Here is a 12,763-nt window from a genome sequence, read left to right as displayed (position 1 = left end):
AAAACCATAAGAAACAGGGAGATCCCTCATGCGTGACCGTTTGCGCCCCGTCTGGTGCGACCATCTTTCCATCCTGCGCTCGAAATACCTGCCGCAGGAAAAGATCGGCTCCGGCTCGACCCGCTTTGCCCAGCCTTGCCTTGCCGTCCATTATGACAAAGACCTGATCGTCGACGCGCCGGGCACCAATTGCCTTGAGGGTCTGCCCGACATGACTCTTAGCTGGGACGCCGCCGACATCCGTCCGGGCTGGGAACCGGGCGTGCATATGGTTACCGGCGACATGACCGACCGCGATGGCGCGCCGGTGCCGATCCTGGGGCGCAATCGGCTCAAGGCCGCGATTGCCGACTGGGCCAAGCACGGGCTCACCCCCAAGGTCGGGATCGAGCTGGAAGCCTTCGCCTTCACCCGCGCCGAGGATGGCACGCTGGCCCCCTATGATCTCCCCGGTGGCCATGTCTATGGCGGTGGGCCGTTCAACGATCCGCTCGGCTTCACCGACGCGATCTGGGAAGCGGCCGAGGCCGCAGGCTTCAAACTCGATCTGGTCACCACCGAATACGACACGCCGCAATACGAATTCACCCTCAGCTTCGATGAGGCGCTGCAGGCGGTGGATGAGACGGTGATGTTCCGCCAACTGGCGCGCGAAGTGGCGTTCCAAAAGGGTATCATCCTGACCTTCCTGCCAAAACCGCTGTTTGATCGCGGCGGCTCAGGTATGCATATCAACCTGTCCTTCACCGACACACAGGGCAACAACGCCCTCAGCGCCGGGCCGCAGGGTGGCATCAAGGGCATGACCGATCTGGGCCGCGGCTGTATCGCAGGCTGGATGAAGCACCACAAGGCGCTGGCCGCGCTGACCGCGCCGTCGGTCAATTCCTACGCCCGCCTGCAACCTGCCTCGATGTCGGGCTTCTGGTGCAACTGGGGCGAGGATCATCGCGGCGTCACCTGCCGCGTCTCGGGCGAGGGCGGCAAGAAAGCCCGGCTCGAACACCGCATGGCCGACGCCGCCGCCAACCCCTACGCCGCCGTCGCCGCCGTGCTGCAAGCGGCGCGGCTGGGCTATGAGGGGCGCTATGACCTGCCGCCGGTCGAGACGGGCGATTGCTTCATGGGCCAGAATGCCGAGTACGGCGTGGCCGAAACCCTCAGCGCCGCGCTCGATGATCTGGAAGCCGACGCGCCCATGATCGCGGCGATGGGGCCTGAGTATGTCGCGCATCACGTGCATATGAAGCGCGTCGAGGTCGACAAGACCAAGGACATGACGCCCGAACAGGCGCGCGATTTCTCAATCTGGTTTGTGTGAGGAGAGACCGCATGAAAGCCACCTGGATTCTGCCCGACGGGCGCGAAATCACCGCAGACGTGGCCGACGGCCGGCACCTGATGGAGGCCGCCGTTGACGCCAACGTCCCCGGCATCATCGGCGAGTGCGGCGGTACGATGAGCTGCGCGACCTGCCACGTCTATGTCGATGAGGCATGGCTGGCGGCGGCGGGCGCGGCGTCGGATTTCGAGGACGCAATGCTCGACGCCACTGATGCCCCGCGGCTCGATCAGTCGCGCCTGTCGTGCCAGATGGAAATGTCCCCGGCGCTTGATGGCATCATCTTGCGCGTGCCCGAGGTTTAAGCGATCCCTCTCGGGGCAGGCACAGGCTTGCCCCGAAACGCTTGGCGCTTTGCACCGTCTGTGTCACGCTGGTTGCAATCAGCGGGAGCGGACAATGCCACGAATCCTCAGCCCCCTTATCGCCGCCATGGTGCTTCTGGCCCCGGTCGCCGCGCTAGCCGATTCCATCGACGGCACATGGTGCGAACCGGGCGGCCCCCGTTCGCTGCAGATAAGGGGATCGTCCTTCGTCAACCCCGGCGGCCACGCCGTCACCGGCCTCTACCGCCGCCATGACGGCGGCTATACGGTGCCTGAGGGGGAAGCGGGCGCGGGCGACATCGTGGTCGTGACGTTGCTCGGTGAAGAATCCCTGCGCGTCGCCGAACCGGGCACTACCGCCCTGACCTGGACCCGCTGCCAGCTCAATTCCTGAGCCGCGAACGCCCCATCATCATGTCCCAAATACTCATGAGCAACGCCCCGTAGGTCGGGGTTTCACCCCGACTTCGCTCCGCCGCGAACCTGCGGGTAAACGCTAAAATACTCTTAACGCCGCTCGCCAAGCCCTTGAAATCACTGGACCCGCCTCACTGTCCCATCGTGGGACAGCCTCAGGTGATCACATCCGGCCCCGACCGCCCGGTCCGCGCCGCGATCCCCGCCAGCGCCTCGACCGCCTTGATCACCGGGGTCAGCGCGACCTGCGGGTCTTGCCCGAAATCTGAGGGATCGAACCGCTCCAGATACACCCGCAGCGTCGCCCCCTCGGTCCCGGTTCCGCTCAGGCGCAGCACCACGCGCGCGCCGCCCTCAAACCGGATCTGCACGCCCTGTTTCGAGGCGACCGAGCCATCCACTGGATCGGTATAGCTGAAATCCTCGGCGCTCTCGACCACCAGATCGCCCGCCGGTTTCCCGGCCAGACTGCCCAACGATCCCCGAAGCGCCGCCATCAGATCGTTCGCCACGCCGGTCTCGATCGCCTCATAATCATGGCGGGAATAATAGGTCCGGCCGAACTCGGCCCAGTGATCGGCCATCACCGCCGCCACCGACTGCTTCTTCACCGCCAGAATGTTGAGCCACAACAGCACCGCCCACAGCCCGTCTTTCTCGCGCACATGGTCGGACCCGGTCCCCGCCGATTCCTCGCCGCACAGCGTTGCCATCCCGGCGTCGAGCAGGTTGCCAAAGAACTTCCACCCCGTCGGCGTCGCATAGCAGGGCATCCCGCGCGCCTCGGCCACCCGGTCCACTGCGCAGGAGGTCGGCATCGAGCGCGCCACGCCCTTGAGCCCCGACGCATAGCCCGGCGCCAGCTGCGCATTCGCCGCCAGAACCGCCAGACTGTCCGAAGGCGTCACATAGCAGCCCTTGCCCACGATCATGTTGCGATCCCCGTCGCCGTCCGAAGCCGCGCCGAAATCCGGCCCTCCGGGGGCATACATCGCATCCATCAGATCCTTGGCCCAGACCGGGTTCGGATCGGGATGCCCGCCGCCGAAATCCGGTGAGGGCACGGCGTTGACCACCGAACCGGGCGCAGCGCCCAGCCGCCGCTCAAGGATTTCCACCGCGTAAGGCCCGGTGATCGCATGCATCGCGTCGAAACGCAGTTGATAGCCCGACGTAAGAAGTGCACGGATCGCGTTGAAATCGAAGAGTTTCTCCATCAGCGTGGCATACTCTGCCACCGGGTCCACCACCTCAACCGTCATCGCCCCAAACGGCCGTTCGCCGATCACCGACAGGTCCGCATCCGGGCCTTCCTGGATGTCGTAATGCGCGATCGTCTCGGTCGCGGCAAAGATCGCATCGGTCACGCCTTCTGGTGCAGGACCGCCGTTGGACATATTGTATTTAATACCAAAATCCTCATCCGGCCCGCCCGGATTGTGGCTGGCCGACAGGATCACTCCGCCGTCCGCGCCGCGCACCCGGATCAGGTTGGACGCAGCCGGCGTCGACAGAAACCCGTTCTGCCCGACGATCACCCGCGCCGCGCCGGACGCCGCCGCCATCTTCAGGATCGTCTGGATCGCGGCCTCGTTGAAGAACCGCCCGTCGCCGCCGACGACCAGCGTCTTGCCCACAATCCCGCCGATCCCGTCCCAGATCGACTGGACGAAATTCTCCAGATAGCCGGGCTGCATGAAGACGCGGGTCTTCTTGCGCAGGCCCGAGGTGCCGGGCTTCTGGCCGGGGATCGGTTGCGTGGCGATGCGGGTTTGGGTGGTCATCAGTCTATCCTTCCGGACTCAGCCATGAGGGCGCCGGTGTGCGCAAGCGATGGGGCGGAAATGAGGCCCGACAACGGCAAAGGCAGGCGGCGGCACCAGTTGGGATGTTCGAATACCGTACCCGGCAGGTTAGCCTGTTCAACCGAGGCGGCAAGGTCTTCACCCTGAACCGCCACCAGAACACTGGCCGATTGCGCCAGATGCCGGTGCATCGAGGCCATGTCGCTGCCGCCGGTCAGCGCGTCAAAGGCGGCGACCTCTTCGGCGCGGATGGCGCGGGCTTCGGCCTCGTCGGGCACCTCGCCCAGTTGCGCGCGCCAGTCGATGTCACGGCCCTGCCGCCACCCCTCCCAGGTCGGCGTGTCATGCGTGCCCCAGGACGCCAGCGCGGTGGGCGAATAGGCATCCCCATGCAGAAACGCTCGGGTGCCTTCCCAGTCACGCTCGAACACCGCGACGCGGCAGCCAAGCACGCCCGACGCCTCAAGCGCGCCGCGCAGACCCTCGGGGATGGTGCCCAGATCCTCGCCGATCACGCTGGCCCCGGCGCGCGTTGCCTCAATACGGACCACGGCCAACAGCTCGTTGCGGGGCATGGCGACGTAGAGGCCGGGCAGACCGTCCGGCAGCCAGAAGCTGCGTTCGAGCCCGAGAATATGGTCAATTCTGAGCAAGCCGCAGAACCGCAACTGCGCGCGCAGCGTTTGCGCGAAGGCCTCATACCCTGTGGCGCGCAGCACATCGGGGCGCATGGGTGCAAGGCCCCAGCGCTGACCGGACGGCCCCAGCAGATCGGGCGGTGCGCCCAGCGAGACACCCTGCGCGAAGAGACCGCGCTCGGCCCATGTCTCGGCCCCGTGGGGATGGGTGCCGACGGCGATATCCAGATACAGGCCAAAGGGCATTCCAGCCGCACGAGCGCGGCGCTGGCTGTCAGACAATTGCGTCTCGGCCTGCCATTGCGCCCAGGCGTGAAACTGCAGGCGCTGTGAATTGTCCCGCGCAAAGTTTTGAGTTTCTTGGCTTTTCGGGTCTTGCAGGGGCAGGGGCCATTCGCCCCAATACGGGCCATACACGTCGCTCAGCGCCTGATGGGTGACGAACTCTTCCAGTCGGACGCCGCCCGCCGCGCGCCAGTCATCAAACGCCGTATCTCCGTCGAAGCGGGCATAGGCGGCCTCAAGGGCGGCGCATTGTGCCGGGATCGCGGCGGCGTAATCGATCAGCGCACCACTTTCGGGCAGCGCCGTGCCGGTGTCGATATGCAGCGTGTTCAGCCGCCGGCGGTGCGAGGGCGCGTAGGGGCTGAAGTTGCTGGCATCGGTGGGAAAGCCCGCGTGGATCGGGTTGATCCCCACAAACCCCGCCCCCTGCGCGGCCAGCCCCTCGGCCAGCGCGCCGAGCAAAGGATAGGCCCCCATGCCCGATGGCGCATCTTCCCACAGCGCGAAGAGCGGCAGCGTCACGCCCCAGCGCCTTGGTGGCAGCGGCAGGCGCGGCGGTTCGGCCAGCAGGTGCACCGTCCAGCCATTGTGCTGCACGCGGTGATAGCCCATCGGCAGCGCGGGCAAGGGGCCTTCGCCGCGGATTTCCTCGCCTGCCTCGGTATGCAGAACCCAGGGGCCGGGGCCCCAGTCGTGCCCGACGCCCGCCGGGATCGCCAGCGAGGTCGCGCGTTGCAGCGCGACCGGCAAGGCGGCGTCCGTGTTGCTATGGCCAAGCGCGGCCAGAACGGCGCGGCGGCTTTCCTCAGGGGCTTCCTGCATACGCCCGGCGCCGTCGCGGTACACCCACGTCAGCCCTGCCGCCTGGCAGAGCGCATCCAAATCGCTCATCCGTTGTTTTCCAGAACCAAAGCCGAGACCGAATGCGCGGGCACGTTCAGCTTGCCATAGGGGATGCGCTGCGGCGGGATCAGCGGCGCGTAGGTGTTGATGCGGCGCGACCAGACCTTGCCCTCGGGCGCGGGGGTCAGCATCACGTCAATCTCGCCCCCGGCGTTGAACACCAGAAACAGCGCGTCCTCGACGTCCGAGTAACTGGGCGTGCCCGACGCCGTGCGCAGCTCGACGCAGACGAAGCTGAGCGCCGGATCTTCCCAGTCCTCGGGCGTCATGCGCCGTCCTTCGGGGTGCCACCACAACACATCGGCCTTGCCATCGGTGGTGCGCGCCTTTGAGTGCAGAAACAGCCGCTGGCGCAGGATCGGGTGGTTCTTGCGGAACTGGATCAGGCGCTTGGTAAACGCCAGCATATCGGCGTCGATGTCGTCCCAGTTCAGCCACGAAATCGGGCCGTCCTGACAATAGGCGTTGTTGTTGCCCTGTTGCGAATGGCCGATCTCGTCGCCCGCCAGGATCATCGGCATGCCCTGGCTGAGCAGCAGCGTCGCCATCAGATTGCGCCGCCGCAGGGCGCGGGCCTGCATCACTTGCGGGTCGTCGGTCGGCCCCTGATGGCCCATGTTGTCCGAGAAATTCTCGGAATGGCCATCGCGGTTATCCTCGCCGTTCGCGATGTTGTTCTTGTCGTTATAGCTGACCATGTCCGTCAGGTTGAACCCGTCATGGGCGGCGATGAAGTTGACCGAACTGGTCGCGCCCCGGCCCGAATGGTCGAACTGCATGGCCGATCCGGTGATGCGCGCTGCCAGCTCAGGGGCCGGGCGCGGGTCACGCCGCCAGAAGCGCCGCACGCCGTCGCGGAACTTGTCGTTCCATTCGTGGAACGGGTGCGGGAACGCGCCCAGCTGATAGCCGCCGGGGCCGATGTCCCAGGGCTCGGCGATCAGTTTGACGCGGTTGAGGACCGGATCTTGCCGGATCGCGGCGAAGAAGGCCGAGTTGGACTGGAACCCGGCATCATCGCGCGCCAGCGTCGAGGCAAGGTCGAAGCGGAAGCCGTCGACATGCATCACCTCGACCCAATAGCGCAGCGAATCCATGACCATGCGCAGCACCATCGGGTGCTCCATGTTCACCGTATTGCCGCAGCCGGTGTCGTTGATGTAGTGGCGCGGGTCGGGGGCCAGCCGGTAATAGCTGCGGTTGTCGATGCCGCGAAAGCTGAGCGTCGGGCCCAGTTCCGAGCCTTCGCAGGTGTGGTTGTAGACCACATCCAGAATGACCTCGATCCCGGCGGCATGCAGGCGCGCGACCATATGCTGAAATTCGTTGATCTGGCCGGTCTGCAGATAGCGCGGATCGGGGGCGAAGAAGCCGAGTGTCTGATACCCCCAGTAATTCGTCAGCTTCTTCTCGATCAGCCAGCGGTCGTTGAGAAAGCTCTGCACCGGCAAAAGTTCCAGTGCGGTGACGCCAAGATCGACCAGATGGTCGATGATCCGGTCCGAGGCAACGCCCAGAAACGTCCCCGGATTGTTCACGCCCGACAGCTGCGTCAGCCCCTTTACATGGGCCTCATAGACCACCGTCTCACTGGATGAGGTGGCAGGCGGTCGGTCGTTGCCCCAGAAGAAGCTGGGATCCTCGACCACGCATTTGGGCATGAACCGCGCGGAATCGCGGGTTGAATAGGTCAGATCCAGCGTCTTGGCGCCGGGGTTGTAGCCAAACAGCGCATCCGACCAGCGCGGATGGCCGGTCAGGCGCTTGGCGTAAGGGTCAAGCACCAGCTTGTTGGGGTTGAAGCGATGACCCTCTTCGGGCGCATAGGGTCCATGGACACGATATCCATAGAGCTGACCCGGACACAGGCCCGACACCCGGCCATGCCAGACATAGCCGGTGCGCTCGGGCAGGAACATCCGATGCGTCTCGCGCACGCCGTCCGGCGAGAACAGGCACAGCTCGACCGCCGTTGCATGCTCGGAAAACAGCGCGAAATTGACCCCGTCACCGTCGAAGGTCGCGCCGATGCGGTCATGACGGCCGCGTTCGATGGTCAGATTCATGAGGACTCCGGGAGCGCCGCTGCCAGTCGGCCATAGAGCGCTGCATAGAGCGGCGCGCTGGCCTCCCAGCCGACGGGGTGTTTCATGGCGTTACGCTGAAGGCGTTGGAAGGTGGGCCTGTCTTGCCACAAGCGGCACAGATGCGTCAGGGCATGGGCCAGCGCCGGGATGGATTTGGGCGCATGCACGATGCCGGTGGCGCAGCCCACGGCAAGGGCGGCGGCATTGGCGTTGATCACCGTGTCGGCCAGCCCGCCCGTTCGCGCGACCACCGGCACCGCGCCATAGCGCAGCCCGTACATCTGCGTCAGCCCGCAGGGCTCGAACCGCGAGGGCACCAGAATGGCATCCGCCCCGGCATAAATCCGGTGCGAGAGGGTTTCGTCATAGCCGATGCGGACCGCCACCTGCCCGGGGTGCGCGGCCGCGGCGTTGAGCCAGTCGTTTTCCATCCGCCGGTCGCCCGAGCCGAGCAGAACCAGCTGGCCTCCGCCGTCAAGCAAGGAGGGCAGTGCGCCCAGCAGCAGATCCAGCCCCTTCTGGTCCGACAGCCGCGACACCACCGCCGCCAGCGGCCCGTCGCTGGGGGCAAGCCCGAACTCGGCCCGCAGCGCGACGGTGTTGGCAACTTTCCCGCGCGGCGTCGAAAACGGCACGATCGCAGGGTCGGTGGTCGGCGTCCATTGATCGGTGTCGATCCCGTTGAGGATGCCGGTCATCTGCGCGGCCCGCGCGCGGATCACCCCTTCAAGCCCCAGACCGAATTCCTCGGTCGTCAGTTCCTGTGCATAGGTCGGGCTGACGGTGGTGATTGCCCAAGCCCCGGTCAATCCGGCTTTCAGCGCCGAGATATGGCCGTAATACTCGAACCCGTCGGGATGAAAACCCGACGGCGGCAGCGCCAGAGCGCGCATCCGGTTGTACCCGGTCAGGCCGTGAAAGGCGATGTTGTGGATGGTCAGAAGTGTCGGTTGGGTCGCACCCAGTTCGCTCATGTAAACGGGCGTGAGCCCGGCCTGCCAATCGTGCAGATGCACGATCTCGGGCGTCCAGCCGCCGATCCCGTCCTTTGCAATCAGCGCCGCAGCTTGGGACAGGGCGGCAAAGCGCAGGTCGTTGTCGGGCCAGTCATTGCCGTTGGCGTCCAGATAGGGGGTGCCGTCGCGGTCAAACAGATCCGGCGCATCGAGCACCAGCATCTCGAGCCCGTGAACCGTTGCCGCAAGCACCCGCGCTTTGCTGCCCAGAAGCGACGGCAGGTCGCGCACCACGCGCGGCTTGCTCAGCGCTGCCATCACCCGCCGATAGCCCGGCAGCAGCGTGCGGATCGCCCAGCCCTGCGAGGCCAGCGCACCGGGCAGGGCGCCAACCACATCGGCCAGACCGCCGGTCTTGATCAGCGGCGCGCATTCCGAGGCGACCGCCAGAACCGTGCGCAAAGCGGCAGTGTTGCTCATCGCTGGCTCTCTCGTCGGTCCAGCATGGACTGGGTGATCAACGTCACACCGCCCGGGCTGACGCGGAACCACTTGGCGTCTTCTTCGGGATCTTCGCCCACCACCAGCCCGTCGGGGATCACCACCCCGCGATCAATCACCACCTTGGTCAGCCGCGCGTGGCGGTTGATCGTGGCGTAGGGCAACACGACCGCATGGGTCAGCGAGGACCAGCTGTTGGAATGTACGCCAGTGAACAGCAGCGAGTTGCGTACCTCGGTACCCGAGATGATGCAGCCGCCCGACACCAGCGAAGACAGCGCAACACCCCGGCGGCTTTCCTCGTTGTGGATGAACTTGGCGGGCGGGACGCTTTCGGAATAGGTCCAGATCGGCCAGTTGCGGTCCCACAGATCCAGATCGGGGTCAAAGCCCGTCAAGTCGATATTGGCCTTCCAGAACGCATCCAGCGTGCCGACATCGCGCCAATAGGACGGGGCATCGTCACGGTGGCGCACGCAGCTGCTTTCGAACCGATGGGCCATCGCCTTGCCGTTGCGCACCACGGTCGGGATGATGTCGCTGCCGAAATCGCGCGACGAGTTGGGATCGGCGGCGTCGTCCATCAACAGCTGGCGCAGGAATTTCCAGCGGAACACATAGATCCCCATCGACACCAGCGCGCTGTCGGGATCATCGGGCAGGCCGGGCGGGTCGGCGGGTTTCTCGATGAAATCGGTGATGCGACCGGCGTGGTCGATGGCCATGACGCCAAAGGCGCTGGCGTCGCCGCGCGGGACGGTCAGACAGCCGACGGTTACATCGGCACCGCTTTCGGCATGCTCGGACAGCATGACCTCGTAGTCCATCTTATAAATATGGTCACCGGCCAGAATGATCACGTAATCAATGTCATAGCTGTCGACGATGTCGGTGTTCTGAAAGACGGCATCGGCGGTGCCCTCGTACCAGTGATGCTCGTCCACGCGCTGCGAGGCGGGCAGGATGTCGAGGTATTCGTTGCGTTCCGAGCGGAAGAAGTTCCAGCCGCGCTGGCAGTGGCGGATCAGCGAATGGGCCTTGTACTGCGTCGCGATGGCCATCTTGCTGATGCCCGAGTTGAAGGCATTGGACAGCGCAAAGTCGATGATCCGGGTCTTGCCGCCGAAATAGACCGCCGGTTTGGCGCGCTGGTCGGTCAGTTCGTGCAACCGGCTGCCGCGTCCGCCGGCCAGAATGAAGGCCATGCTTCGCTTGGAGAGGCGCGTGGTCGAGGGGGTCATCGGTCGTCCTCCGGTATCAGAAACAGGGTGGAAAGCGGCGGCAAGGTCACCACCGCGCTATGCGGCTGCGCCGCGTGGGGCGGGCCATCGGCGTGCACCGAGCCGAAATTGCCCCGGTTGCCGCCGCCATAGAGACCCGCGTCGGTGTTCAGCGCCTCGCGCCAGCGGCCGGGGCGGGGCAGGCCGATGCGCCATTGACGCTCGACCGGGGTAAAGTTGGTCAGCACGGCGACCGGGCGATGCTCGGCATGGCCATAGCGCAGCCAGCTGAACACCGATTCCGCCCGTGCCTCGCGGTCAACCCAGGCGAAACCGTTGGAATCCGCGTCGCGTGCGTGCAGCGCGGGCTCGGCCCGGTAGAGCGTGTTGAGATCGCGCACCAGCCGCTGAATGCCCGCATGGCCCGGATGGTTCAGCGCGCCCCAGTCGAGGCCAAAGTCATGGTTCCACTCATGGTCCTGCGCGAACTCGCAGCCCATGAACAACAGCTTTTTGCCCGGATGCCCCCACATGAATCCATAATAGGCCCGCAGGTTTGACAGTTTGGTGGCATGATCGCCCGGCATCTTTTGCAGCATGCTGCCCTTGCCGTGCACCACTTCGTCATGGCTGATCGGCAGCACAAAGTTTTCGCTGAACCCATAGACCAGACCAAAGGTCATCAGGTCGTGGTGGTGGCGGCGGTGGATCGGGTCGTGTTCAATGTAGCGCAGGGTGTCGTTCATCCACCCCATGTTCCACTTGAAGCCAAAGCCAAGCCCGCCGTTATGCACCGGCGTCGTCACCCCGGGCCAGGCCGTGCTTTCTTCGGCCACGGTCATCAGCCCGTCGGGGCCTTCGCTGTAGGCCAGCGTGTTCATCTCGCGCAGGAAGGCGATGGATTCGAAATTCTCGCGTCCGCCCAGATGGTTGGGCACCCATTCACCGTGTTTGCGCGAATAGTCGCGGTACAGCATCGAGGCCACGGCATCCACGCGCAGCCCGTCCAGATGGAACTCGCGCAGCCAGAAGATCGCGTTGGCGGTGAGGAAATTCTTCACCTCGGTGCGGCCCACGTTGTAGATCAGCGTGTTCCAATCGGGATGGTAGCCTTCGCGCGGGTCGCCATGCTCGTAAAGCGGCGTGCCGTCGAACTGTGCGAGCGCGTGCGCGTCGGTCGGGAAATGCGCCGGAACCCAGTCCATCAGCACGCCCATGCCTTTGGCGTGCGCGGCGTCGATCAGGGCGCGGAAATCATCGGGCGTGCCAAAACGGCTGGTGGGCGCGTACATCGCCGTGGGCTGATAGCCCCACGAGCCGCCGAACGGGTATTCGGCCAGCGGCATCAGCTCGATATGGGTGAAGCCCATGTCATGCGCGTACTCGACCAGCTCGATCCCGGCCTCGCGATACGTCAGCGAGCGCCCGTCGCGGTGCCGCCAGCTGCCCAGATGGGCCTCATAGATGGTGATCGGCGCCTCGCGGTTGTTGCGCAGGTGGCGGCTTTCCATCCAGGCGTCATCGGCCCAGTCATAGGGCTGCGACGTGGCAATGCGTGAGGCGGTGTCGGGGGGCAGTTCGGTCGCGCGGGCCAGCGGATCGGCCTTGAGCGCGCTGCCGCCCTGCATGGGGGCGATGTCGTATTTATAGGTCTCGCCGGGTTTCAGACCGGGGAGGAAAATCTCCCAGACCCCTGCACCGCGCCGCCGCATCACCGCGCGCCGGCGGTCCCAGCCGTTGAAGTCACCGACGACGGAAACCTGTCGCGCATTCGGAGCCCAGACGGCGAAATGCACGCCCTGGCAGCCTTCATGCGTGATCGCATGCGCCCCCAGAGCCTGCCAAAGACGCCGGTGCGTGCCTTCGCTGATCAGGTGCAGATCGAGCGGACCCAGCACAGGGCCAAAGCGGTAGGGGTCATCGAAGTCCCACTGTTGCGGTCCCTTCGTGGCCCTAAGGCGATAGATGGTTTCGGTGCCCAGCTGGCCGGTGAACAGTCCGTCACCCAGCGCCTGCATCGGCAGACTGCCCTTGGGTGTGAGCACTTCCATTGTTTCGGCTGCCGGATCGAAGGCAACCAGAAACCCGGCTTGTCCCCGGTGACGCGGTCCGAAAACCGCAAAGGGATCAAGGACGCGGCCAGACTTGATCTCGGCCACATCATCTTGTGTTATCACGCTTTTCGCAGGTGTTTTTGCCCGAACCATACGCAATTAGTCGCGCAGGTCCGGGTGAAAGGCAATGACTCGTTTCCCGCTATCGTCTGCGATGGGGCCACAATAC

9 protein-coding genes are annotated in these 12,763 nt (G+C 65.2%); 3 read left to right on the top strand and 6 right to left on the bottom strand.

Translation table 11 applies throughout. The features are described 5' to 3' along the window. Positions 1 to 28 precede the first annotated feature (28 nt). The 3 genes from EAE28_RS15220 (at position 29) to EAE28_RS15210 (ending at position 2,062) form a co-directional block, all read left to right on the top strand. Positions 29 to 1,321, top strand: coding sequence for a type I glutamate--ammonia ligase (locus EAE28_RS15220; protein WP_127107755.1), 1,293 nt, complete (start codon positions 29 to 31; stop codon positions 1,319 to 1,321). Between the two features lie 11 nt (positions 1,322 to 1,332). Then, a complete protein-coding gene (locus EAE28_RS15215; protein WP_127107753.1) occupies positions 1,333 to 1,647 on the top strand; it encodes a 2Fe-2S iron-sulfur cluster-binding protein in 315 nt (104 codons plus the stop codon). A gap of 94 nt (positions 1,648 to 1,741) precedes the next feature. After that, positions 1,742 to 2,062: a hypothetical protein gene (locus EAE28_RS15210; RefSeq protein ID WP_127107751.1), complete on the top strand. Its 321-nt coding sequence runs from the start codon at positions 1,742 to 1,744 to the stop codon at positions 2,060 to 2,062. A gap of 178 nt (positions 2,063 to 2,240) precedes the next feature. Here EAE28_RS15210 and EAE28_RS15205 read toward each other — a convergent pair whose 3' ends face one another. Genes EAE28_RS15205 through glgB form a run of 6 tightly spaced genes read right to left on the bottom strand, consistent with a single transcriptional unit; the run spans position 2,241 to position 12,687 of the window. Beyond that, positions 2,241 to 3,869 carry an alpha-D-glucose phosphate-specific phosphoglucomutase gene (locus EAE28_RS15205; RefSeq protein WP_127107749.1) on the bottom strand — a complete coding sequence of 543 codons (1,629 nt, stop codon included), beginning with the start codon at positions 3,867 to 3,869 and terminating at the stop codon, positions 2,241 to 2,243. Then, positions 3,869 to 5,704, bottom strand: a complete 1,836-nt coding sequence (malQ, locus tag EAE28_RS15200) for a 4-alpha-glucanotransferase (protein WP_127107747.1) — start codon at positions 5,702 to 5,704, stop codon at positions 3,869 to 3,871. Before malQ ends, EAE28_RS15205 begins: the two co-directional genes overlap by 1 nt. Beyond that, a complete protein-coding gene (gene glgX, locus EAE28_RS15195) occupies positions 5,701 to 7,782 on the bottom strand; it encodes a glycogen debranching protein GlgX (protein ID WP_127107745.1) in 2,082 nt (693 codons plus the stop codon). The genes malQ and glgX overlap by 4 nt, the downstream gene beginning before the upstream one ends. Then, entirely contained in the window at positions 7,779 to 9,239 is a 1,461-nt protein-coding gene (glgA, locus tag EAE28_RS15190; protein WP_246022366.1) for a glycogen synthase GlgA, read from the bottom strand. The genes glgX and glgA overlap by 4 nt, the downstream gene beginning before the upstream one ends. Then, on the bottom strand, positions 9,236 to 10,501 hold the full coding sequence (gene glgC / locus EAE28_RS15185; protein WP_127107743.1) for a glucose-1-phosphate adenylyltransferase: 1,266 nt from the start codon (positions 10,499 to 10,501) through the stop codon (positions 9,236 to 9,238). Before glgC ends, glgA begins: the two co-directional genes overlap by 4 nt. Further along, the gene (gene glgB / locus EAE28_RS15180; protein WP_127107741.1) at positions 10,498 to 12,687 is read right to left on the bottom strand and encodes a 1,4-alpha-glucan branching protein GlgB; all 2,190 of its coding nucleotides are present in this window, start codon (positions 12,685 to 12,687) and stop codon (positions 10,498 to 10,500) included. The genes glgC and glgB overlap by 4 nt, the downstream gene beginning before the upstream one ends. Positions 12,688 to 12,763: the final 76 nt, after the last annotated feature.

This window comes from Pararhodobacter zhoushanensis (assembly GCF_003990445.1).
Lineage (GTDB): Bacteria > Pseudomonadota > Alphaproteobacteria > Rhodobacterales > Rhodobacteraceae > Pararhodobacter > Pararhodobacter zhoushanensis.
This window is presented reverse-complemented; position numbering and strand designations above follow the sequence as displayed.